24 protein-coding genes, 1 tRNA gene and 1 pseudogene are annotated in these 22521 nt (G+C 55.5%); 16 read left to right on the forward strand and 10 right to left on the reverse strand.

The genetic code is table 11. The features are described 5' to 3' along the window. The first annotated feature begins 35 nt into the window (after positions 1 to 35). From AC06G5_RS09885 to AC06G5_RS09900, 4 genes are read left to right on the forward strand one after another with little or no spacing between them, the layout of a single operon-like run. Positions 36 to 2867, forward strand: coding sequence for a xanthine dehydrogenase family protein molybdopterin-binding subunit (locus AC06G5_RS09885; RefSeq protein ID WP_480459345.1), 2832 nt, complete (start codon positions 36 to 38; stop codon positions 2865 to 2867). Then, positions 2860 to 3399: a (2Fe-2S)-binding protein gene (locus AC06G5_RS09890; protein ID WP_413705317.1), complete on the forward strand. Its 540-nt coding sequence runs from the start codon at positions 2860 to 2862 to the stop codon at positions 3397 to 3399. Before AC06G5_RS09885 ends, AC06G5_RS09890 begins: the two co-directional genes overlap by 8 nt. 2 nt (positions 3400 to 3401) lie before the next feature. Beyond that, positions 3402 to 4640 carry a c-type cytochrome gene (locus tag AC06G5_RS09895; protein ID WP_480459348.1) on the forward strand — a complete coding sequence of 413 codons (1239 nt, stop codon included), beginning with the start codon at positions 3402 to 3404 and terminating at the stop codon, positions 4638 to 4640. Between the two features lies 1 nt (position 4641). After that, positions 4642 to 5613, forward strand: a complete 972-nt coding sequence (locus AC06G5_RS09900; RefSeq protein WP_480459349.1) for an XdhC family protein — start codon at positions 4642 to 4644, stop codon at positions 5611 to 5613. A 185-nt stretch (positions 5614 to 5798) separates the two neighbouring features. On the opposite strand, the gene AC06G5_RS09905 is transcribed toward AC06G5_RS09900, so the two are convergent. Further along, positions 5799 to 7082: an NAD(P)/FAD-dependent oxidoreductase gene (locus AC06G5_RS09905; protein ID WP_480459350.1), complete on the reverse strand. Its 1284-nt coding sequence runs from the start codon at positions 7080 to 7082 to the stop codon at positions 5799 to 5801. A 184-nt stretch (positions 7083 to 7266) separates the two neighbouring features. Here AC06G5_RS09905 and AC06G5_RS09910 point away from each other — a divergent pair. After that, positions 7267 to 7343, forward strand: a tRNA-Val gene (locus AC06G5_RS09910). A 155-nt stretch (positions 7344 to 7498) separates the two neighbouring features. On the opposite strand, the gene AC06G5_RS09915 is transcribed toward AC06G5_RS09910, so the two are convergent. Both AC06G5_RS09915 and AC06G5_RS09920 read right to left on the reverse strand, forming a co-directional pair. Further along, on the reverse strand, positions 7499 to 7726 hold the full coding sequence (locus tag AC06G5_RS09915) for a hypothetical protein (RefSeq protein ID WP_413705299.1): 228 nt from the start codon (positions 7724 to 7726) through the stop codon (positions 7499 to 7501). Between the two features lie 496 nt (positions 7727 to 8222). After that, a complete protein-coding gene (locus AC06G5_RS09920) occupies positions 8223 to 8645 on the reverse strand; it encodes a winged helix-turn-helix domain-containing protein (protein WP_413422245.1) in 423 nt (140 codons plus the stop codon). Positions 8646 to 9341: 696 nt separating this feature from the next. On the opposite strand from AC06G5_RS09920, the gene AC06G5_RS09925 reads away from it, so the two are divergent. Then, positions 9342 to 9998 carry a serine protease family protein gene (locus AC06G5_RS09925; RefSeq protein ID WP_413422243.1) on the forward strand — a complete coding sequence of 219 codons (657 nt, stop codon included), beginning with the start codon at positions 9342 to 9344 and terminating at the stop codon, positions 9996 to 9998. 335 nt (positions 9999 to 10333) lie between these two features. Beyond that, entirely contained in the window at positions 10334 to 10555 is a 222-nt protein-coding gene (locus AC06G5_RS09930) for a hypothetical protein (RefSeq protein ID WP_413422241.1), read from the forward strand. 343 nt (positions 10556 to 10898) lie between these two features. Here the strand turns inward: AC06G5_RS09930 and AC06G5_RS09935 are convergent, their stop codons facing one another. Beyond that, positions 10899 to 11096 carry a hypothetical protein gene (locus tag AC06G5_RS09935; protein ID WP_480459351.1) on the reverse strand — a complete coding sequence of 66 codons (198 nt, stop codon included), beginning with the start codon at positions 11094 to 11096 and terminating at the stop codon, positions 10899 to 10901. A gap of 677 nt (positions 11097 to 11773) precedes the next feature. Further along, positions 11774 to 11980: a hypothetical protein gene (locus AC06G5_RS09940; protein ID WP_413422237.1), complete on the reverse strand. Its 207-nt coding sequence runs from the start codon at positions 11978 to 11980 to the stop codon at positions 11774 to 11776. A gap of 251 nt (positions 11981 to 12231) precedes the next feature. Here AC06G5_RS09940 and AC06G5_RS09945 point away from each other — a divergent pair, with 251 nt between their 5' ends. Then, positions 12232 to 12426, forward strand: a complete 195-nt coding sequence (locus AC06G5_RS09945; protein ID WP_007993363.1) for a hypothetical protein — start codon at positions 12232 to 12234, stop codon at positions 12424 to 12426. Positions 12427 to 12501: 75 nt separating this feature from the next. Here AC06G5_RS09945 and AC06G5_RS09950 read toward each other — a convergent pair whose 3' ends face one another. Then, positions 12502 to 13254 carry a carbonic anhydrase gene (locus AC06G5_RS09950; RefSeq protein ID WP_413422235.1) on the reverse strand — a complete coding sequence of 251 codons (753 nt, stop codon included), beginning with the start codon at positions 13252 to 13254 and terminating at the stop codon, positions 12502 to 12504. A gap of 204 nt (positions 13255 to 13458) precedes the next feature. Here AC06G5_RS09950 and AC06G5_RS09955 point away from each other — a divergent pair, with 204 nt between their 5' ends. Next, positions 13459 to 13914 carry a DUF2214 family protein gene (locus AC06G5_RS09955; protein ID WP_413422233.1) on the forward strand — a complete coding sequence of 152 codons (456 nt, stop codon included), beginning with the start codon at positions 13459 to 13461 and terminating at the stop codon, positions 13912 to 13914. Between the two features lie 190 nt (positions 13915 to 14104). Here the strand turns inward: AC06G5_RS09955 and csrA are convergent, their stop codons facing one another. Further along, positions 14105 to 14296 (reverse strand): carbon storage regulator CsrA, encoded by a 192-nt coding sequence (gene csrA / locus AC06G5_RS09960; protein WP_007975691.1) that lies wholly within the window; start codon positions 14294 to 14296, stop codon positions 14105 to 14107. Between the two features lie 250 nt (positions 14297 to 14546). Here csrA and AC06G5_RS09965 point away from each other — a divergent pair, with 250 nt between their 5' ends. Next, complete coding sequence (locus tag AC06G5_RS09965; protein ID WP_413705295.1) at positions 14547 to 14912, forward strand: SPOR domain-containing protein; 366 nt, start codon at positions 14547 to 14549, stop codon at positions 14910 to 14912. 85 nt (positions 14913 to 14997) lie between these two features. On the opposite strand, the pseudogene AC06G5_RS09970 reads toward AC06G5_RS09965, so the two are convergent. Together AC06G5_RS09970 and AC06G5_RS09975 are read right to left on the reverse strand one after the other, a co-directional pair. Then, positions 14998 to 15354 (reverse strand): annotated as a pseudogene (locus AC06G5_RS09970) (endonuclease); the annotation flags it as partial. 440 nt (positions 15355 to 15794) lie between these two features. After that, complete coding sequence (locus AC06G5_RS09975; RefSeq protein WP_480459352.1) at positions 15795 to 16283, reverse strand: helix-turn-helix domain-containing protein; 489 nt, start codon at positions 16281 to 16283, stop codon at positions 15795 to 15797. A gap of 313 nt (positions 16284 to 16596) precedes the next feature. Between AC06G5_RS09975 and AC06G5_RS09980 the strand changes: the two genes are divergently transcribed. From AC06G5_RS09980 to AC06G5_RS09995, 4 genes are all read left to right on the forward strand, one after another. Next, positions 16597 to 17064, forward strand: coding sequence for a hypothetical protein (locus AC06G5_RS09980; protein ID WP_480459353.1), 468 nt, complete (start codon positions 16597 to 16599; stop codon positions 17062 to 17064). Between the two features lie 17 nt (positions 17065 to 17081). After that, positions 17082 to 17810, forward strand: a complete 729-nt coding sequence (locus tag AC06G5_RS09985; protein ID WP_480459354.1) for a metallophosphoesterase family protein — start codon at positions 17082 to 17084, stop codon at positions 17808 to 17810. 66 nt (positions 17811 to 17876) lie between these two features. Further along, entirely contained in the window at positions 17877 to 18281 is a 405-nt protein-coding gene (locus tag AC06G5_RS09990) for a DUF6957 family protein (protein ID WP_480459355.1), read from the forward strand. Positions 18282 to 18330: 49 nt separating this feature from the next. Beyond that, positions 18331 to 18687, forward strand: a complete 357-nt coding sequence (locus tag AC06G5_RS09995) for a hypothetical protein (RefSeq protein WP_480459356.1) — start codon at positions 18331 to 18333, stop codon at positions 18685 to 18687. 1035 nt (positions 18688 to 19722) lie between these two features. Here the strand turns inward: AC06G5_RS09995 and AC06G5_RS10000 are convergent. Continuing rightward, positions 19723 to 20730, reverse strand: coding sequence for a PIN domain-containing protein (locus AC06G5_RS10000; protein WP_480459357.1), 1008 nt, complete (start codon positions 20728 to 20730; stop codon positions 19723 to 19725). 84 nt (positions 20731 to 20814) lie between these two features. On the opposite strand from AC06G5_RS10000, the gene AC06G5_RS10005 reads away from it, so the two are divergent. Further along, positions 20815 to 21186, forward strand: a complete 372-nt coding sequence (locus AC06G5_RS10005) for a histone-like nucleoid-structuring protein, MvaT/MvaU family (protein ID WP_480459358.1) — start codon at positions 20815 to 20817, stop codon at positions 21184 to 21186. Positions 21187 to 21245: 59 nt separating this feature from the next. Further along, positions 21246 to 22460, forward strand: a complete 1215-nt coding sequence (locus tag AC06G5_RS10010; protein ID WP_480459359.1) for a hypothetical protein — start codon at positions 21246 to 21248, stop codon at positions 22458 to 22460. Positions 22461 to 22521: the final 61 nt, after the last annotated feature.

Here is a 22521-nt window from a genome sequence, read left to right on the forward strand (position 1 = left end):
AAGGGCGGACCCCATGACCGCCCAGAGGATGATCCATGTCCAACCGTGATATATCCCGGCGCTCGTTCCTTCAGGGCGGGCTGGTAGCGGGTGTGAGCGTGACGCTCACGCCATTGAGCAGCCAGGCGCTGGCCGCCTTGATGGAAAACAGCGTGACCGTGCCGTCCGAGCAGTGGCTCGGCAACAATGGCAAGGCGCGCGCCCGTAACGATGCCTTGTCCAAGGTCTGCGGCAGCAAAGTCTTTGCCCGCGACATCCGCGCCAAGGACATGCCGGGCTGGCCGCAGCAACAAGGCCACGCCATGTTGCTCAAAACCATCAAGGCCGACCACATCTTTGCAGGCATCGATCTGTCATGGCTCGGTGCCGAGTTGCAGCCGGACCGCATCGTTACCGCCGAAGACCTGGTCAAGGACGGTATCGTGTTCCCTGAGGAGCATGCACCGGATCCACTGTTGCCGGCCGGCAAGGTGCCGATGTTTATCGGGCACCCCGTGGCGATCCTGATCTGGAACGATTTCGAGCGTTTCCGTCAGGCCAAGAACAAGCTCAAGTTCAATGACAAGGCAATCCGCTACGGCGACAAAGTGCCGTTCTACGAAGGCGATCCGTACGGCAGCTTCCGTTACGTGCGCGTTGGCGGGGCGACCTCGGCGGATGAAGATGAGTTCGCCAGCCTCAAGGACTCGATCCTGTTCCCGATGCTGAAAAACCGTCGTCCGGTGTGGAACTCCCAGCCGAACCTGCACGGCAACCTGACCGAGCGCGGGTTGTTCTACGCCGAGCGCATGAAGCAGCAGATCGATGCGCCGCCGGACAACTGGCTGGTGTTCGATGAGTGCTACAAGACCCCGTCGATCGAACCGGCCGCCATGGAACCGGACAACGGCAACGGCTGGTACGACCCGGCCACCAAGACCCTGCATTTCGTCGTCGCCACCCAGTGCCCGCTGGAAGCTGCGACCGAAACCGCGAAAATGATCGCGCCGTCGCGTTTCGGCCTGGCCAACCTGAACATGCACCCGGGCTATACCGTCGGTTACGGCTCCAAAGACCACAACATCTTCGTCTACTACGCAGCGCTGGCGGCGTTGTACGGCGCCGGTGTGCCGGTGCGCCTGGCCAACGACCGCTATGAGCAGTTCCAGAGCGGCATCAAGCGTCACCCGTTCGACATTCGCTATCAATTGGCGGTGGACAAGAACGACTACAGCTTCAAGATCTTCCGCGCTGAAATGAGCGTCGACGGTGGCGGGCGCATCAACTACAGCCCTTCGGTGGCTGCAGTGGGCGCCACGGCAGCACAGTCGATCTACTACATGCCGCAGAACGATCTGCAGGTCACCGCTTACCATTCCCGCGCGGTAGAAGCCGGGTCGATGCGTGGCTACGGCACCCTGCAGAGCATGGCGTCGACCGAAATGATGGTCGACGAAATCGCCGATCGCCTCGGCGTCGATGCCATTGAGCTGCGCCGCAAGAATGCACTGCGCTCGGGTATGAAAAACACCCAGGGTGCAATCCCGGCCGGTGCGTTGCGCCTGCACGAGATTCTCGACAAGGCGGCCGTCCACGACACCTGGAAAAACCGCGACGCGATCAAGCAGCAGCGCGAAGCCGCCGATCCGGACAACTGGTATGGGGTGGGCTTCGCCATCTGCCAGAAAGACTTCGGTACCGGTTCGGAAGCACCGATGGCCAGCATCGAATTCACCGCTGAAGGGCGCATCAACTTGCGTCACATCGGCATCGAGATCGGCACCGGCATGTCCACTTCGCAAGCGATGGTAGTGGCCGACTTCCTCGGTCTGCCTGCGCACGAAGTGAAGACCGGCGAAACCGACTGGAAGGAAATGCAGCTGATCACCGGCGGCAACCCTTACATCATGAGCCAGGCCGAGCAGGACAACTTCCTGCGTAACCCGCGTTGGGTCGGCAAAATCGCTTCGGCGTCGTCGGCGACCAACTCCGCCTACTACTTCAGCCACGCCACCCGTGAAGCGGCGCGCGTGCTGTTCAACCACGGCCTGTGGCCGGCGGCGCTGGAGATCTGGCGACAAGGCCCTTATGGCGGTCAGGCCAACCCATACGTGGTGCGTCGCGAAGACGCCCATTGGGTCGACGGCAAGCTCACCGCCAACGGCATGGAACCGTTGCCGTTTGCGATGCTGGCCAAGCGTGCCCACGAGCGCGGGCTGGTGACTGGCGCGACCGTGCATGGCTTCAACCGCTGGAGCTGGGCCGAGGCTGAATTCAGCATCGACGGCGTGCGTGAGCGTCTGCCGCTCGACGGGCTGGCGGTCAAGTATGGCGACGGTGCGCCAAAGGCCAAGCAGGCGCAGATGAACAGCGCCGGTTTCCATTTGCTGGATCGGCAGAACATCGCCTACCCGGCAACCCAGTTGAACAACGCGGCAGTGACTTACTACAGCCCGGTCGCGACGCTGGTGGAAGTGAAGGTCAACAAAGGTACGGCAGAAGTGTCGGTGCTCAATCATCACTCGTGGGTCGAGTGCGGTCGGGTGCTGGTGGAAGAACTGGTCAAGGGCCAGCTCGAGGGCGGTATCGCCATGGGCATCGGCCATGCGTTGATGGAAGAGATGCCGCTGTATGAGGGCGGGCCGGGGGAGGGCGACTGGAACTTCAACCGTTACCGCCTGCCAATGGCGCGTCACGTTGCGGTGTGGAAACAGACCGCGGACATCCTTCCGCCACTGTCGCCGAGCGACCCGTCCAAGGGCATCGCCGAGGTGGTGATGATCCCGGTGGTCGGTGCCATCGGCAACGCCGTGGCCCATGCCATCGGTAAACGTGTCCGCGACCTGCCTATCACTTCTGCACGCATCAAGGAGGCCCTCAATGGCTAACCGTCCGCTTCAACTGACCCTCAACGGTCAATCCGTCGGCCCGGTGGACATCCCTGATGACCTGCCGATGATCGACTACCTGCACGAGTACAAGAACCTCACCGGTTCGCGCCTGGGTTGCGGCCAGGGCATCTGCCACGCTTGCGTGGTGATCGTCGACAACCCCGACGGCACCAGCGAAGAAGTGCGCACCTGCATCACCGGCGCGCACTATTTCGAAGGCAAGAAGGTCCGGACCATCGAAGGCCATGCGACCCGCGACGAGCAGGGCAAGGTCACCGAGCTGAACCCGGTCCAGCAGCGCTTCGTCGATGAATTCGCTTTCCAGTGCAGCTACTGCGCGCCGGGCTTCGTGAATGCCGCGACCGTGCTGGTGGAAAAGCTGCAGCGTCAGCCCATCGTCAAAAGCCAGCTGGAAAAAGTCATCGAGGACAGCCTCGGTCATCACATCTGCCGTTGCACCGGATATGTGCGCTACTACAGCGCCACACGCAACGTGCTGACCGATCTCGGCCTGGTCAAGGAGGGTTAAGGATGAAACTTCTACTTAGCCGCCTGGCGTTGGCGGTCGGCCTGGCTGCGCCTGCATTGCTGGCCCACGCCGATGATGCGCAGGTCAAGCAAGGCCAATACCTCGCCCGCGCCGCCGATTGCATGGCGTGCCACACCGCACCGGGCGGCGCGCCCTTTGCCGGCGGCCTGCCGATCGTTTCGCCGTTCGGCACGATCTACGGCACCAACATCACCCCGAGCAAAGAGCACGGCATCGGCCTGTACAGCGATGACGAGTTCTTTGCCGCGCTGACCGAAGGCAAGCGCCGCGATGGCGCAAACCTGTATCCGGCGATGCCGTACACCTCCTATCACCTGATGCCCCGTGCCGACTCCGACGCGATCCATGCCTACCTGAAAACCGTCGAGCCGATCGAGCGTGCAGCGCCGGTCACCAGCCTGAGCTTCCCGTTCAACGTGCGCCTGGGCCTGATGGGCTGGAACATGATGTACGGCAAGGATGTGAAGCTGGAGCCTGCCGAGGGCAAGAGCGAAGCCTGGAAGCGCGGCCAGTACATGGTCGACGTGCTGGGTCACTGTGGCGAATGCCATACGCCGCGCGGCTTGCCGGGTGCCATGCAGCAGGACAAACGCATGACCGGTGGCCTTCTCAATGGTTATCTGGCGCCAAGCCTGCTGGCCACTGACCTGGCGGCTCGTGGCTGGAATCATCAGGACCTGAGCTCGTTCCTCAAGCACGGCATGAGCGCCCAGGGCACGATGTTCAACGAGATGTTCCCGGTGTTCCACAACAGCACCCAGGGCCTCAACGATCCGGATCTGGCGGCGATGGCGACTTTCCTGCTCGGCGATCAGCCACCAGCGGCAAAAGTGCTCACCGAAGTGCCATTGGACAAGCTGAGCCCAAGTGCCCAGCGCGGCCGTCAGGAATATTTGAACGTCTGCGCCGGATGCCATGCGCCGGGTGGCGAGGGTAAACCACACATCGCCGTGGCCATGCGCGGCAACACCACGTTGCGCCTGGAGGATCCGCGTAACCTGGTGCGGGTGATCGATGACGGTATCGGTGAGCAGAAATTCTCCGGTTTCGAACACATGCAGCCGATGCCAGGGTTCGCCGAGAAATTGAGCGCCGAGCAACTCACGGATCTGTTGAACTACCTGCGCCAGGGCTGGGGCGGTCAGCCGAATGATCTGGCGGTGAATGACGTGCAGAAGTTGCGGGCCGATGCGCCGCCGCTCGAGCACAAGGCGCATTGATATGCAGCATCTCGATCTGCAAGTCGTGCGCCGGGCGCTGGAGTGGTCGGCGGCCGGTCAGCGCATCTGGCTGTGTACGGTGCTGGCCACCTATGGCTCGGCACCGCGCGCACCGGGCTCGCTGCTGGCGGTGAACACTGATGGGCACTGGATTGGCTCGCTGTCGGGTGGCTGTGTCGAGGAAGACTTTCTCGAGCGAGTCGCCGAGGGCGCGTTCCTGGAATCGGTCAGCGTTGTTCGTTACGGTGAAGGCGACGATCCACGTTCCCGTGTCAGCCTGCCGTGCGGCGGGGTGCTGGACGTGCTGGTCGAGAAGCTTGACGCCGATTGCGAGGTGCAGGCGCACCTGCGCGAGCTGGAGTCGGCACTGTTGGGCCGACGCCGGTTGATCCGCGAAGTTGATTTGCTCAGCGGTGCGCGCAGTCTGTTCGATGATCGTGAGCAGGGTGTGCGTATCGAGCGTGAAATCGATCGGGTGCGTGTGCGTGTCGGCGCCGCCCAGCGCTTGCTGCTGGCCGGGTATTCCAGTGTCGCTCAGGCCTGTGCCGAGTTTGCCGTGGGCCTGGGGTTCGAGGTGATTCTGTGTGACCCGCGAGACGAAGTGCTGGAGGGCGTCGTACTGGAAAACGTGGAGATTCGCCGCCAACTGCCGTCGGTGTTCATTGCCGATGGTGGCTGCCACAGCGATACGGCGGTGGTGGCCTTGACCCACGATCCGCGCATCGATGACCTGGCGATGATGGAGGCGGTGCGCACCGAGGCGTTCTATATCGGCGTGATGGGCTCCATGCAGACCTCGCAGAAGCGCTTCGAGCGGTTGCGGCGCATTGGTGGGCTCGGAGACGTCGAGTTGGGGCGGATTCATGCGCCAATTGGGCTGAACCTGGGCAGCAAGACGCCAGCGGAGATTGCCCTGGCGGTGCTGGCGGACATCCTGCGGATTCGCAGCGGTATCGCGCGGGACCGGTTGTAAAACATCGCTGAACAAAAAAGGGCCACCATGTGCGTGACCCACACTGTAGGAGCGAGCTTGCTCGCGATGGTCATTAACGATAACGCGTGTTTACTGGCTAAACGCAGCGCTCTTGAGTCCATCGCGAGCAAGCTCGCTCCTACAGTGTGGGTCACGCGCATTGCGGCCCTTTTTGCATCTATCGGTCACACGCCGAGCTTGTCCCGCAATCCATAGTACCAGGCACCCAGCGCCGCGAACGGGGTGCGCAGCATTTGTCCGCCAGGGAACGGGTAGTGGGGCAGGTCGGCAAACGCGTCAAAACGCTCGGCCTGGCCGCGCAGGGCTTCGGCCAGGACCTTACCCGCCAGGTGCGTGTAGGTCACGCCATGGCCGCTGCAGCCCTGGGAATAGTAAATGTTGTCGCCCAGGCGTCCGACCTGAGGCAGGCGCGACAGGGTCAGCAGGAAGTTGCCCGTCCACGCGTAATCGATCTTCACGTCCTTGAGTTGCGGGAACGCCTTGAGCATCTTCGGTCGAATGATCGCTTCGATGTTCGCCGGATCCCGCGCGCCGTATACCACGCCGCCACCGAAAATCAGGCGCTTGTCGCCGCTGAAACGGTAGTAGTCGAGCAAGTAGTTGCAGTCCTCGACACAGTAGTCCTGAGGCAGCAAGGCCTTCGCCAGCTCTTCGCCCAGTGGCTCGGTGGTAATCACTTGAGTGCCACAAGGCATCGACTTGGCGGCCAGTTCCGGCACCAGATTGCCCAGATAAGCGTTGCCGGCGACGATGATGAACCTGGCCCTGACCTTGCCTTGCGGCGTGTGCACGACCGGGGTGGCGCCGCGCTCGATGCGTATGGCCGGCGACTGCTCATAAATCGTCCCGCCCAGAGATTCCACCGCTGCGGCCTCTCCCAGCGCCAGGTTAAGCGGATGGATATGGCCGCCACTCATGTCGAGCATGCCGCCGACGTATTGATCGCAAGCCACTACTTCGCGAATACGGCGTTGATCCATCAGCTCGAGCTGGGTATGCCCGAATCGTTCCCACAGGCGCTTCTGGGATTCGAGATGACCCATCTGCCTGGCAGTCATGGCGGCGAACACGCCACCGTCCTTCAAGTCGCACTGAATGTTGTATCTGGCGACGCGCTCACGAATGATCCGGCCACCTTCAAAGGCCATCTGCCCCAGCAACTGAGCTTGCTTGGGGCCGACCGTGCGCTCGATGACATCGATATCGCGGCTGTAGCTGTTGACGATCTGGCCGCCATTACGCCCGGACGCCCCGAAACCCACCTTGGCGGCCTCGAGCACCGTGACCTTGAAGCCGCTCTCCAGCAGGAACAGGGCAGAGGACAGCCCCGTATAACCGGCGCCAATTACACAGACATCGGTCTCGACGTCATCCTGCAACGCCGGGCGCGGCGGAACCGCATTGGCCGATGCGGCGTAGTAGGACTCTGGGTAGGGGGTGTTCGCCATCCTGCAGCCTCTGTTTAATATATTTTACGAGTGCGTTGATCCTACCCGAGTTGAAAATCGGCCGCCAGCCACCCGGAAAATCTTCTTTGTACCCGTGAAATTAAATATTTTGCATATTCATAGGGTTAGCTCGAAAAAAGGTGTTGACACCCCTCCGGAATTCCGTAGAATGCCGCCTCACAGCAGGCACGTAGCTCAGTTGGTTAGAGCACCACCTTGACATGGTGGGGGTCGTTGGTTCGAGTCCAATCGCGCCTACCAAACAAAATCCGCTCTGCTGGGCGGTCTGGAAGGGCTCACCGAAAGGTGGGCCCTTTTTTGTTGTCATTTGGAAAAGCGTTGGAATCGATTTGGAAAGACGAACCACTTTTCAAGGTTTCAAATCAGTCTTCACCTTCCTGTAAGCCACCTCATCATCACTGTGTCCAGGCTGATAATGCTCGGTGCCCCATCAGACCCTGAATGTATTCCTGCTCAAAACCTTGCTGCTCATACAGCTGGGCACCGAGCGCGCGGATTTCATGGAAAGTCGGGCGCTCACCGGCCGGCAACTCATCGTAGGCCTTCGAGTCGTCCTGCGCCTGGACAAGCGACTTGGTCGGGTGGTCCGGTGTCACTGCGTTCCAGTGTAGCTTGGCGTCCATCCGGGTGCGTTTGCACGCCTTCGGCGAGTAGTGGGTAGACCTTCGGCGACTTCACGCACTCCAGCGCCACCTTCCGCAGCGCCTGGTCCATGACAAGCTCCAGGTGCACTGGCTTCCCATGGTTCTGTGTCTTCCCGGGACCTTGCCCGCCGTTCACCGGCAGACTCAATGTTAATTTTGTTCAGGATTGTGTTCGGGACACTTGGCGCTGCGCTGGGTAAAGTCATGACCGCTCGCCCGGCCTGGTGTGTTTCAGATGGATTACTGAATGGCCAGCAACTGGTCAGGGTGGGCACCAATTCAGACAGGATGAAGGCGCCTGGCTAAGCAATTCAGCTAGCGTTTAATCGTTTGCCTCGCCAGCTGCGTCAAACGCAGCTCCCCTCCTGAAGTGGCTGGCGGGGCGAACCCTTGCCGCCATGGCCCCTTGTAGCAGTACACGTAGGTGAGCCAGGCCGGGGCGATCATTGCGCCATATGCCCCTGAGATATCGGGCTCAATCAGGATGTATTACCTGGGTGAGGCAGTAACCACGATTTCTTACTGGCCGAAAGAGGTTATCGCCCTTGGTAACTTTCTTGAACTTTGCTTGTAGCCTGCTTAGGCACATGCGCAATCCTTTATAGTTGCCAGGGTCCTTGTTTAACCTTACAAGGATTTCTTCGTTACTTACAACGCGTTCAGTTCCACTTGCTAATAAGTCCAGTACTATGCATTCCGTGGGAGTCAGGTTGATAGTCGTTTCATCGCCAATCAGCAAGCATTCTGGTTTGTTGAACGACCAGGGTTGCAGGTTCGCCATGAGTGATTCGAGGGAGTTGTTTTTTTCAACAGGGCTTGGCAAGTCGAAGGCGGGTGTTGGTGTTTTTTTATCTACGATCATTGTGATGGCGTTGTCTCTTTGCATCCGTTGGCTCATGGACCTGCTCGCACACATCGCTCCGGGCAGGAGCGATATTCGGAAGGTGTTGAGGCGGGTGGTGGCGCAGATCAAAGCGCGGGTACTTTGTGGCTGACTCGATAATTTCGCTGATGATACGTTTCATCTTTAGTAAAATCTTTAAAAAGCCGCGAACGTACGTTTGTTTTGGTTAGGGAGATTGGCTGCGCAGTGCGTCTGGATGGGGGGTTCGGTAACCAGGGCTGTGACATGGAAAAGTCACTCCATCATCTTGATGGGTTCTTCGTTTCGGGTCGCCTTGACAGGGTAGGGGGCGTTAGTTCGAGCCCAATCGCGCCTGCCAAACAAAATCCGCACTGCTGGACGGTGTGAAGGGGAATCCGAAAGGGTTCCCCTTTTTTCTTTGCCTTGTCTCGTCCTGAATAAGGTTTAAACCTTCTGACCCACTCTCAGGTGGACGCCATTAACGATAGCCACTCTTGTTTTATTTCCTCGTGTTTAATGTTTTTCAGGCGCCAAATATTTGAACTTTTACAGTTGTTCGAAAAGCGATTGACCTTAGTGCGATTTATTCATACGCGTCATTGCGATCTCAGCCATAAGTATGAAAACGTCGAACTAGAACAAGTGGCGAGGAGTACTGCAACCCGATAAAAGTCAAAATACTGACAACAAAAAACAGTCACATTCTCCCTATTAAGTCGGTGATATATCATGATCAAGATCATGGCCTACTTTTTAATTGGAGCTGTAACTGCAGGATGCAACGGCATCGTTAAACCCGACTTTTCGGGGCCTACTAATGATTCATATTTTTCAGTCTATTCGGGCTTCCCTGTGCCGTATCTATACATGGCCTCGGCCGTGCAATGGAACGAGGACTACGCCGTAACCACGCGCCACACTCCGTTCATCCCCAACGTGAAGTACAGTTGCAGCACAGGCTGCGATCTCGTCTTCATCCAGCACAAGGCCAACGGCCATTACCCATCATGGCGCGCACCGCGTGTGGGCGAGAGCATAACTGCCGCTGGGGCGAGTCCTTACCTCATGACCGCTGCCGGGAAAGGCAAGGTGTATCAAACGCCGTTCATCAATGCCGATGAACACAGCGGTGATCTCTATGCCATTCATGATGCCCCGCTGGTCAAGGGCATGTCGGGTGGGCCGGTTCTTGCCAGCGACGGCTGTATTGTCGGCATCAATGTCGGCTTCTACTCAACCACACTGAACGATGTGAGCGATCACCCCGGCGTAAAGGGGGCTGAGAGGCTCAGCATCTTTATTCCTTACTCGATCATTCAGCGCGAGTGGGGGATGTTGCAGGCAAAACTCAACGATCCACACGGCGCGAAGTACGTGGTGAAGTAACTTTCAGCGGTCAAACAATGAGTCGTGTCTGACAAACAAGATCCGCTCTGCCGGGCGGCCTGGCTCACGCAGAGCCGCGCCAAGGTGATCTTCAGGTGGACAAGGTTGTCGTAGCCCTGGGTCTTCCCGGGCGATACCGTCAGCGTGTTCTTTTCCATATTGATCCGGTCAGAGGCACCTGCTTTACGGGTGCCTTATGTTTGGTTCAGTCCAATAGGTGACGGTGGCTCAGGCACCGACCTCCGTAACCGGATTCGACGAGGTGTAGTGGCACTTTGATTGCTTGTGAGCTATTTATTTCTATGGCCGGCATGGAGCCGGGTCAAGGAGATGAAATGGTCACCGATCGTGAAATTGCACTTGAGCAAGCGCTTGTAGCAATTTTTGGAGCGGCCGTCGCCAGCGGGCTTGATGTAAAAAGCCTGATGGACAACGCGGCTGCCGGCTTGCTTGGAAATGCCTCATACCGCTGGGTTGGACATCCGCATGTGTCAAATGCCCTTCAAGTGATGATTGATGCTTACACGCAGGCATTGGACACCATGCCCCCGCAGTAGCTGAAGGTTCAGGTTTCGATACCTGTCATGGCGAACTTTTCTGAAGCGACAGGTGGAGATACCAGGTTTTGGTGTGCGGCTATGCTTTGAGCACTATGTTCAAGAAATGGATTTCACCATGAGCAGCGTAAGAAAACCGACACAGCGAGAAATCTCCGATGCCCTGGAACTTAGCGAAAGCGAGGTCGCGTTGTACGTTGCAGAGGTAGAGGAAAAGGTCGATGGGTCAGGGCACTGGATCTTTTTCAGTGTATCAACGCCTAACGACATACTGTTCTGGCTCAGGGTCGGTAACAACCTGATGCTTGAAACTGATGCCATAAACCTCCTCTGGACAAAACAATCACCGAGTATCGCTCGGTAGGTCTTCGGGATCGCGCAGCTTGTCGCTGTGCCGGGTGCCTGACATCATCTTCCGTTCACCACTGATGCCCGGGGCAATCTCCTGCTCCTTTCTGCCGACATGCTGCAGTTTCCCGTATTCGCTTGCCTGCATGAGGCGCGGCAACTTGAGCGTAATTTGGGTCAGTACTTTTGCCATGATGATGCTCTGTGTTGCGTGGCGACAGAGCGTGGCTTTCAGGGTGATTTCGTACGAAAAAGTGTCTGACAAGTGGCATCTTTTCGGGAATTGAGACCCCGGAGATGGCGTACCAATTTTTTTCCCCTCCATTGTTCTCGTCGAAACTTGAACAGAAAGGAGGCCGCAATGATGATGCGTAGAAGTTCCAGGTTTTGGCACTGGGCGGATTGCGAATTGCACTGTCGGTCGCACGACGAGGTGTTTTGGGACGGCAATGTCATTGATGTTCAGACCAGGGTTTCCAGCAAGGGACAAACGCAACTGTTCATTGGCATTTACGACAAAAGCGGGTGGCCCGTTTTTGAAGAGACACACGATAATTTGCCAAACGATACGATGCCCACCGCGCTTGAATGGGGAGTAGGTCGTGCACGAGCCATTGCCGCTAGCCTCATTGTGATTGGTGCCCACGTTTTGGCTAATCGTTCTTCAAGTACTGACTCGCGGCGATCATCCGCGTCCTGAATTCATCCCGCCGTTGGCGGTCAGCGCCGCACCGATTGTTTGATCGGTGCGGACGCTATGAACATTTGGTCAGGCAGGTTGCATGCAGATGGCATGTTCCATTGACAGCGCTGCCCTCGCTTACCTGTTGTCGGGTACATCGACCGGGGTCTCGCCTGCCTCACGAAAGGTCAGAGTGAGAAACCCGTCGCATGAGCAAGATGGACCTCCTGCGCTCCGGCGATCAGGTGCATTGGAATGTTCTGCTGTACTTCAATGGACGGTACCTCGAAGCTCCCTACGATCTGGAGGTGTCGCTCGCTCAGTTCGGTCGTCTCTGCTGCCTTTTCCTTAGCCATTCTCGCGTGGTTCATTGCGATTTCGTTGAGCGTTGACACGTTACATCTCCCGGTGACTGACCAAGCGTATCGCTGGAGTCCTTAAGCATTGATTGAATGGCTGCGGCGTCAGAATCATGTCGTTCCCGCGCTGCTACGCGCGTACTTTGCAATCCTCAAGCCACGGATGCGAGTGATTTCTGCGCTGGATTTTCGCAGGCGACGAATGGCGGGCCACTGTGGGTGATAGCCCGGTTTCTTTGTCATTCCGGCGTAAACTAGTAGTGCTGCCTCATTGAAAGGAGCCGCCCATGAACGCCGATCAAATCATCAAGCAGGCATCTGTGGACAAGACTGTTTGGGATCAATACTTCTGCGCTGCATTGATTGCCGAAAGCAATTTGACTGCCCCGGTTGTTGGCGGGGCTACTCACGAAGACAGGCAAAACCTGTTGATCGAGAGGGCCAAAACCCTTGCTGACAAAATGATGGAAAACCGAAGATAAACAGAGCCCAGCCACCGCGCTGGGCTCTTTGCATGCGGGGTTGTACTCCGATGCGGGCGACGTGCGTATTGCAGTTCAGGCGATCAGTTCTACCTTGCCGCTCGCCAGGCGATAGATACCTCCCACGATCTTCAGCATGCCCTTGCTCTGTGCGTCGGTCAGCAAGGGCGAAGCATGTTTCAGGCTGTTGACAGTGTTTTTGACGTTCTGCGCGGTGGCGTTTTCCATCAGGCTCCCGGGCTGCTTCAGCACTGTCTCGATAGCCGACTTGAGTGCATCAGTCAGTTTCGGGATATGGCCCGGGAATACCGTATGATCCTTCACTGCCTTGATACCTGCCTCGATGGCGCCGCAGCTCTCATGCCCCAGTACGAGAATCAACGGGGCGCCAAGTACCGCAACCCCGTATTCAAGACTGCCCAGGCCTTCCGGGGTCACGAAGTTGCCCGCGACACGGATGGAGAAAAGATCGCCGCGCGCGGTGTCGAACGCGTATTCCGGGGCGATCCGCGAGTCAGAGCAGCTCAGTACTGCCACGAACGGATTTTGACCGGATACCAGGGCCTCTCGCTCAGCCTTGAAATCGTGTGTCGTGGAAGTGCCGCTTACATAGCGTTCATTGCCCTCCATCAGTCTTTTCAATGCCATATCGGGACTGATTACGTTTTGAGGTTTTGGTGGGGCTGTCGCTTTTTCGGCTGCCTGGATGAACTGGCCGGGCAGAGTACCGGTCAGCAGCAGGGCGCCTGCGCTCAATCCGGCAATTTGAAGAAAACGACGGCGGCCTGTTGTGTTTGAAGCAGAGCTTGAATCACATGATTTACACATGATTTTGTTTACTCAGTTCAATGAGGTGGGAGTGAGTTGCTGTTGGGGGCTGGTACTGCCGCGGATGCTCAATACCAGCGAAGTGGAGTTTAGTTGGTCTGTCATATTGTGTTCCGGGCATTGTCCACGGATGCCGTGCAAGCAGCCATTTCATGGGCTACTACTGACAGGCTCATACAACTTCGATCTGGCAGGAGTTTCTCGATGCTGACTCACTGGTTACTCGCGGCGGTTCATCTTCTGGCAGTTGCCTTGGGATTTTGGGCGGTGCTGGTTCGCGGCAGCGCTTTTCGGCGCTTGGCCGATGGGGCCGCGCAAGTGCGCAGTGTTCTGGTAGCGGACAATATCTGGGGTATTTCAGCTGTCGTCTTGCTGATCAGCGGGGGGATGCGAGCCTTTGGCGGGTACGAGAAAGGCACGGACTATTACCTGCATCAGCCGCTGTTTCATCTGAAGATGACGCTGTTCGTCCTGATCTTGCTGTTGGAAATTGCGCCAATGGTGACGTTGATCAAATGGCGGATAGCGCTGGGGCGTAAAGTGGCTTTCGATACTGGCCGTGCGAAGCTGTTTGCACGGATCAGTCATGTCGAGGCGCTGCTGGTGTTGTTGATGGTGGTGGCGGCGACTGGCATGGCGCGTGGCGTGATGTTCGGTTAACCACGGAGCGAACGCGTCCTTCCTTGGTGCAAACCAGAAAGGTCTGACAGCCAGGGTGTTGAGCTTGTCGCTAGTATCGACCCCTGGAAGCTTGTGTGGGAAAGCAAGCGGAAGCGAAGCGATGCGATGCTGAATCTTTAGCCAGCCGTGATTCCGGACCGAACGGGCTGGCTACTGACTGCAACAGAATTCAGGATTGCGGCTTTTCCGGGGCGGTCAGGCCGGCCTGAATGCGCTGATAAATTTCTTCACGGTGCACTGCAACGTCCTTCGGAGCGTTGATGCCGATCCTGACTTGCTGGCCGCTTACGCCCAGAATGGTGATCGTAATGTCATCACCTATGTTTATGCTTTCACCGACTTTGCGGGTGAGTATCAGCATGGTCTTCTCCTTGATTGCTATGTGGGGCACCTGATTCGGACAGTGCAGAGGTCGGTGGTATGTATAGATTAGTGCGAAGTCTCACGGTTTGGGTGCCTCTTTCTGACGCGCAGATGCAGCATTAATTCCCAAGGCGTAACTATACAGAGGCCGCAACCATCATTCTCGTAGTTTTGAGCCCATTTTACGGCACTCGTTAAGTATTCATGGATGTTAAAATCGCCGCTTTATGCATTCAGAGGGAAACGCCGTGCGCAAAATGGTTCTGGTAATCGCGATATTGGCACTGGCGGGGTGCGGCGAGGGCAGTAGTGTGGATGCGCCGAAGCCTAAACCGGCCATGGCTGCCGTACCCGCGGCAGTGTCCGGCCCACAATGGGATCTTGAAGTGCGGGGCGAAACCCCTCAGGCAGTCAGCGATTTGAGTGGCTGGCTGATCGAGCACAGTTTCATGTCCAGCGTCGTCAAGGACAATGGCAATACGCGAATCCTGATGGGGCCGTTCAATTCGAAAGCCGAGGCCGAAGCCAAGCAGGATGAAGTCCGTGCGGCGCTCACTCGCGCCAAGAAGCAGAACATCGAATTGCTGGTGCTTGAGCGTCCGGCCGCTCAATAACATCCTGTAGCGCGGACGTTGAACAAACTAAAAGGCCTCGGGTGTTCAGTTCCGAGGCCTTTTTGGTTTCAGGCGTAGCCTGGATTCAGCCGCAGGCCTTCATGTCTACCGGGCCGACGAACTCGTTGCCGCGCCCCATGACGCACGCCACGCTCTGGTTGCGTTGGCGCTCCCAGGCCTGTACCGGATAGGTTTTATCCCAGGCTTCGTACAGTTGCCGATCCTGTTTCGACAGGCGCAAGCCATATTGCTTGCTCATATAGAAGTAGGTGCGGGCGATCATGCCGCGAATCGAAGGGCGGGGCATGACCTTCCTGGCCTTGAAGTCGATCTGGGTCAGGCAGGAGCCATACTGCCCCGACTGCTCGGGCAGCCAGCCGTAACTGAAGTTGCTGCGATCGCCATTGAATTCATTATCTGCGCTGGCATTTTGTTGACAAGGATAAGCCTGTCTAGAAATTTCTTCTAAATCAATTGATTAGGAGAGATTAATTCATCATTAACCTCAAAAAACATTTGTCAACGTTGACAAAGAAGCAATACGAAGACCCCGACAAACGGTCTTGATCTTGAATTTTTGCTGGATCTCGATCCTGCACTTCGGGTGGTCTCAATGCCAATGCAAGGTGGATTTTTCCAATTGCCCCCTCACCACATGTTCTCCTGTCATATCCTCGAGGCCTAACGCCCTAGCACCATTCCTCGTCAGGTATTCCCGAAGCCTGCCGTTCTTTTTTCCGACAAGCGGAAGGTGAGAATCCTCCATCCTCTGCACAGGATGGAGTGCTGAGCATGTTGGAGGCTTTAACACCATTGGCATGGTGAAAGGAGATTTATTCGGAGAGAGTTCAGAGCTGAGTCAGACTAGAAGGTACGATGGGGCTAGATGCTATTTTTCTCCCTGATTTTTTTGCAGTATCTGGAAACGGTAGCCGGACTGAGCTCAAGATTCTTAGCAATATCCTTCTGATCCAAGCCTGCCTGTAGAAGGGCTTCGATCTTTTCTTCAGTCATTTTTTGACGCGATTCATTGGAGAGGCCTTCTGCACTCTGAGCTCGGTCAACTTCCTTCTGGAATGCATCGAACAATCCGTTCTGACTGAACAGAGCAGTATCGGCAAGAAAATGCTTCATCGTCTCCTGTACGGACTGCCCCTTCCGAACGGATTCGCAAAGAGCGATCATCATAAGTGGTTCGATTTTTAGAACGGCAGCAATGCCAACGAGCTTATCAAGCGTAACGCTCGAGTTTCCGTTCTCCAGCCAGCTTGTGTAATGACGCCCCATCGCTTCTGAGAATTCATCCTGGCTCATGCCCTTTGCTTTACGCAGAGCTCGCAGTGTGACCGCGAATGCGCGCTTCATTGGCATTTTGCATCCCCAAAAGGCAGGGATAAAGCCATGTTGCTTCGATTTCATCGACCGTATATATTAGGCAGATGAAATCGATGGGCTTAAACCTTCGAATATCGAAAATTTGCACAGCTTCCACTCGGCTTTTCCCCGTCCTTAAACAATAGCCATAAATTGCCAGATCGTTGGGGGAGTGGCCGTGCGCAAAATTCCTGCCGCCGAGCTCAAGAAGCGGCGAGCAAGACAGCGCGAACCCACCTTCATGGGAGCATGTTTTTAACCAGTCGCCGTACTTAGAGCGGTTGCACTGTCGAACGAGGAAACCCGCTTCATGTTTATTTCAGATGAGTCTTGTTTGGTTGGCTTCCCGGGATTCCCTGGGCCTGGCCGAACAGCTTGGCGCATGGTCGAGCGTGACTCGGAAGATCTTTGGTATCACGTTCGCTTTCGCATTCGTGAAGGAGACAGAGCCCGCTCTAAAAAGCTGATGCCAACAGACCCCTCCATTTTGGCCCACCTGCTATCACAGCAGAGTCCAGATCACACGATTGAAGAGATACAGGTGGTGACCGCGCCTCATATGAATGGGAGCGCATCTGACCGTATGGAAAAGCTTGTCAGCCTGGTCATGGGATACGACCAAGCCGGGGAGTGCGTCTTGCTCCATCAGGTAGCGAGCGGAGCCGTTTATAGCAGTGCTTCGGATTGCCTCGATGCTGGCTCTCTCACCGGCATTCGGACGATCTACGAAGATACGAAAACTGCACCTTCAGCAGTCCCGGAATTTGCTGGAAACTGACCAACACGGCGACCCCTATGAAGCTTCAAATCTATTCAGATCTGCACGCCGAGTTCGCTCCGTTCGAGCCCGCCTCAATCGACGCGGACGTAGTCATTCTCGCCGGCGACATTGATATCAAATCACGTGGCGTGAAGTGGGCGAATGAGGTGTTCCAGTGCCCTGTGGTCTACGTGTGCGGCAATCACGAGTACTACCGGGGCCACATCGATAACACGCTGCGCAAAATGAAGGACGCGGCGATGCCTCATGTCTACGTTCTGGAAAATGAAGCTCTGATCCTTGATCAAACCCGGTTTTTGGTCACAACGGCGTGGACGGATTACTCGTCGACCGGAGATGTCGTTGCCGCGAAACGCGTCGCTTGGGAATGGATGAACGACTTCACCGTCATCAGAACAGATGAGAGTTACCGCCGCCTTCGTCCCGATGACTTGATTGCTAAATCAAATGCAGCTTATGCCTGGCTCACACAGGAACTGGACAAGCCATTCGATGGCAAGACCGTTGTAGTTACGCATCACGCACCGGTGTTGGATCACGTGGAGGATGATCTTCCCGTACACCTGATCGCAGCCTACGCCAACGATTGGCCGGAGCTTCTGGGTAAGACTGATCTTTGGGTCTATGGGCACACTCACGTAGCAGCAAACTTCACCAAATGTGGATGCCATGTGGTTTCAAATCCTAGGGGTTACCCAGGGCAGATCACCGGTTTTAATCCTGATTTATTGATTGAGCTTTGATGCCAGTGACTGGTCAATGGGCAAGCTCACGTGGATGGTCGCGGTCGACGAGATGGAGTGTTTTTGATGGTGACGTTGGAAGAAATCTCGCAGTTGTTTTACGGCACAGGGGAAGAGGTACCTGGCTGGGAAGGCTCACAAGAAGACCTGATCGCGTTGACAGCAAAAGCGTTCCCTGGCAAAGCATTCTGCGTCGTTCGGCAGTGGATCTTGATCGACCTCTCCGTGACGCCAGATGAAAAGGAAAAGCTTACGAACCTCGGTCTGCTTCCCATGACGCTTTTCGCTCACGAGATAGTCCTGGACAGTAAAGGTCGTTTCCAACCAGGCATGTGGGTACGTAGTAACTTTGGAAAATCATTCACCGAAAGCTGTATGTTTGAAACCAAAAATACGGTGTACCTGCTCCTTGCAGCAGGCCAAAGAAAAGAAGCAAGCTTAGCTGCCGCGTTTTCGATGTCCGCCGGGTGAGCGTTGACGCGGTAAAACACATCTTGAATAGTTTTGGAGCTTTGGCCGGATGCCTGAAGAAATTGCAGTGGAGATCCACGGTAAGGATGTAAGTGACTTTCAGCTGAGTCGCTTGGTGCGAGCGAGCCATCGAAAATATAGCGTGCCAATTACTGCTTTCATCAGTGATGCTTTCATCGCTGAGGATACGTGTGCAGGTGTTTCTTTTGACCACGCAGAGAAACACGAGGGATACCGTAAAGCAGATGGCGCCATCCTTCGAACAGGAAAAATTCACACCGTACGGAAAGAAGGGCGTTTCTGGCTGCTTGAAGCACAAGACGGAAATTACGTCATAGGTAGCTTTTTGCGAGGCGTTGGACGTGGGAGTTTTCTGAAGTTTCTGCGCACCGGCGAACGCATCTGAGCATTCAGTCAAAGTGCTCAAGATGAATTCTCAACGTTGACATCAAGGAGGAGGCTATCACTCGCCCACTAAAGCGCTTGTAACTGGCTTTGTGTTGCTAACAACAGCCTCGCATCCGAGAGATAAAACCCTCGATATTCGTATCAGCCAGCTGATTCGGCTCTCGCCAGCCGGTGAGAGACACCCCCCGACATCCCTCTGAGGCCTATGTTTGCTTGCCCAAATGGCCACCGGGCCGAGAGGTGAAACCCTCAATATTCGGTTCGCCCGGCGGATTCGGCCCTTATCAGGGGGTGGGAGATGAAGCCCTCGATATTCATCAAGGGCTCGTGTTTGCTGGCAGGAACGGCCCACAGGGCCGGGAGATGAAACTCACGATATTCATCAAAGCCCCATGTTTACTGACCGTTCCGGCTAGCGAGGTCGGGAGATGAAACCGCCTATATACGCTGCCGTGTGCTGATCTTGCCCTTGCCAGGGAGCGGGAGATGAAACCCCCGATATTCGTTAAAGGCCTGTGTTTGCTGGCCCAAACGGCCAGTAGGGCCGGGAGATGAAACCGCATATATTCGCTTCAGCCAGCCGAGCCAGCCCTTGCCAGGGGTGGGAGATGAAACCCATTATATTCGTCTGAGGCCCGTGTTTTCTTGGTGGAACGTCCAGTAGGGCCGGGAGATGAAACCCACGAAATTCGCTGCTGCGAACCGATCCGGCCCTTGCCGTGGGGTGGGGGATGAAACATCCGATATTCATCAAAGTTCCGTGTTTGCTGGGCGGACGGCCAGCGGAGCCGGGAGATAAATCCGCCGATATTCGCTTCAGCCAGCCGATTTGGCCCTTGCCAGGGGGTGGGAGATCAATCCCGCGATATTCGTTAAAGGCCCAGTGGGGGCGGGAGATGAAAACCCCGATATTCGTTTGAGGCCCATTGTTGTGGGCCTCAACGGTCACTGAGCCAAGAGATAAAACCCTCGATATTCTTTTGAGGCCCGTTGTTGCGGGCCTCAACGGCCACGGAGCCGAGAGATTACCCTATTAGGTGTCGAGCATGTCCCATTCCTCACCCAGTACCCACCGCAACGCGGAGAGCTTTCCGTTAAGCATGCCCCATTCGAAATCGCTCCAAGGCCCGGTATCTTCGTATTTTTCTCTAACGCGTTGAGCTGCAGCCTTAGCCCTGATCAAGACATCTTCGTGGATCACATCATTGCCGTAGCGTGGTGTGCCTGCCGGGACGATTTCTGTTTCCCCTTCCTCGATGTGGTACATCATGTTCATGTGTCGGTTGTACCAGACCTTGTCGAACAGCTCGTCCATGGCTGACATTATTTCCTGGAGACCACGAGTCTCGTCCTCCCAGGCAAAGCTGTACTCATAATGGAATTCTTCGAGGTCTAGTAAGTCCTCGATGGCGGGGCTGGTCGAGTTGAAGAACAGCGAGGTTTTGTCATCGAAGATTTCTGCAAAATCATCGTGTGGTTTTCGGTGATCTTTTGCAGAAAAGTCGGTGACATTGTGGGTGACAAAACGGAAGCTCTCGTATTCATCCGCGTGTTGTGTCCGGAACTCCTGGAAGGCCTCAACCAGCACTGCATCAGCAACGCTATTCTTCTGTTTGTGGAACGGAGCCCGTTTGGCGATAGCTCGCTCTGCAGCTCTGATCTTGGAGGCATCTGAAATCTGAAATTCAATGGTGTTCTCGAACAGCTTCAGAACACGGTTCACCGTTACTTGAGTCGCTTCAGAGAGGATTGGCAACCTTTGATTCACGTCATCCAGGGTGTCGAGCGCAGCTTCTTTCCCATCACCACCGAATGACTCAATCACACCTTTCACCACCCGGAACTCGTTAGCGAGGCGCTTACGTGTGGCTTCGATAACCCTGTCCTTGTTTCGCTCATACTCCATGCGTACCAGGTCGGGCAGCAAGATCTTGATTGCGTCATCCTGGACTAAGTGCTCCAGGGCGGTAAGCATAGGAAGCTCGGCCTTTTGTGATGACATATCAAGCCAGACGCAGGTGTCGAGCATTACTAGATGCATTCAAGCTCCTTTACAGCTTGGTGATTGCTAGACTTGGCCTTGACCATCACCGGATAATGGCCCAATACCATACAGGAGCGTCAAATGTCTCGCCTCGCAGAATTCCGTGCCCTTGAGCAGCAGCTCGCCGCTCAACTGGCTGAGCTCGAAACCCTGAAAAATGATGACGGCCTGAAGCGCGAAATCGAATTCGAGCAGAAGCTTCGTAACCTGTTGGGCGAGTACGGTTACAGCCTGCGCAACGTCATTGCAATACTTGATCCTCAGGCCTCGACTCGCCGTGCTCCAGCCACTGCAGAATCGAAGGCAGGCACTCGCAAGCCACGCCAAGTCAAAATCTACAAAAACCCACACTCCGGCGAAGTCGTTGAGACCAAGGGCGGAAACCACAAGATTTTGAAGGAGTGGAAAGCTGAATACGGCTCTGCTGAAGTCGAGTCCTGGTTGGCTCAGTAAGACTTTTTGAGAACAAACGGAGGGCCCCACGGGCCCTTTTCGGGTTATAGGGATATTGAATGTCTACCAGATCCTCTCCAGATAAAATGAGAAGAATTGACTACGAAAGTCAGTTTATTGATTTTCAGGTTATTGATAAGTTTTCTGAGGCGATATTGGAGCCTCTAACACTTTGGGTAAATGAAAATATCTACAAGCCTCTTGGGGGATCATTAATTTTAGAGCGCCCATTTAGTCAGTCGGCAAATGCATGTGCATCAGTAGACCGGCGGCGACCACTACACGGTACAATAAAAATAAATATGGGCATGATCAAGGAGATTTATAGGGACTCTTTTGTCTTTCCTCCCTTCAGTGAACAGTTTGTTTTGGATAGCTCCAATATCTCGGATCTTAACGCTCAGTTCGGGAACCAGAGCTATACATTTTCCTCCGGGCTGCCTGAATTCCCAGCATCAAAACGCACCGAGCTATTTCAAATAGTCAAGGATGCGGTTGTCGGTAAGCACCCTCGCTGGACTGATAATGTTGTTGCAGCAAGATTTATGTACTTCGAAATCACCTTGGCTTGGGTGTTTTTTCACGAGCTTAGTCATTTGATTCAGTGTCATTATTTGTTGAAACCTCAAGCCCCGACTGCTGTGTCCTCCCTTGTCGAACACTACGAGATGAGATCAAACTCAATTGATCCCGCTGAAAACATCAAGGAGCAGGCTAGAGAGGTACTGGCTGACTTGGAGGGTATTGATTTAACTGTTAAATACATGATTAGAAATGGACTGTATTCTTCCGCATCCATGTACCTGTTGATGTGCTCAACAGGATGTATGTTTAACCGCTTCTATGAGCAGTACGGCGAGGACTTTGAGCTGGGTGTCAACTCTCATCCGCACCCCGTAATACGCAGTGAGTTTTCAGGCACGTTTATTACCCACCTGATTACACATTACTTATTAAGACAAAAGGCGATAGAGAAAAAAGAAGACGCAGTAATCCCCTTGCTGTACTTGAGTATCAGGGCAAGCTTGATGTCTGGCATATTCTGGGCATGGCGTTATGAAGAGTTCGAATCCGGAAACCTTTCATCTTTTATGGCCTTGAGTACAACACTGAAAGAGGATGAGAGAGAAGACTGTGGGTTAGCCATTCAGGTTTCAATGAATGAACAGCTCTGCACAATCGGTGCACACCATCTGCGACGGGAAAACTTCCTAGCAGTCTTGGCTGAGCTCCCGCCATTTTTCAGGAAGCGTGAAACCTCATTAGCTGGTTGATCGAAGTCGTATATACCAAGCTATCGGACTACGGTATTCATACCTTAAACGACCTTGAGGA

The sequence above is a fragment of the Pseudomonas sp. WT-JTC genome (genome assembly GCF_056711565.1).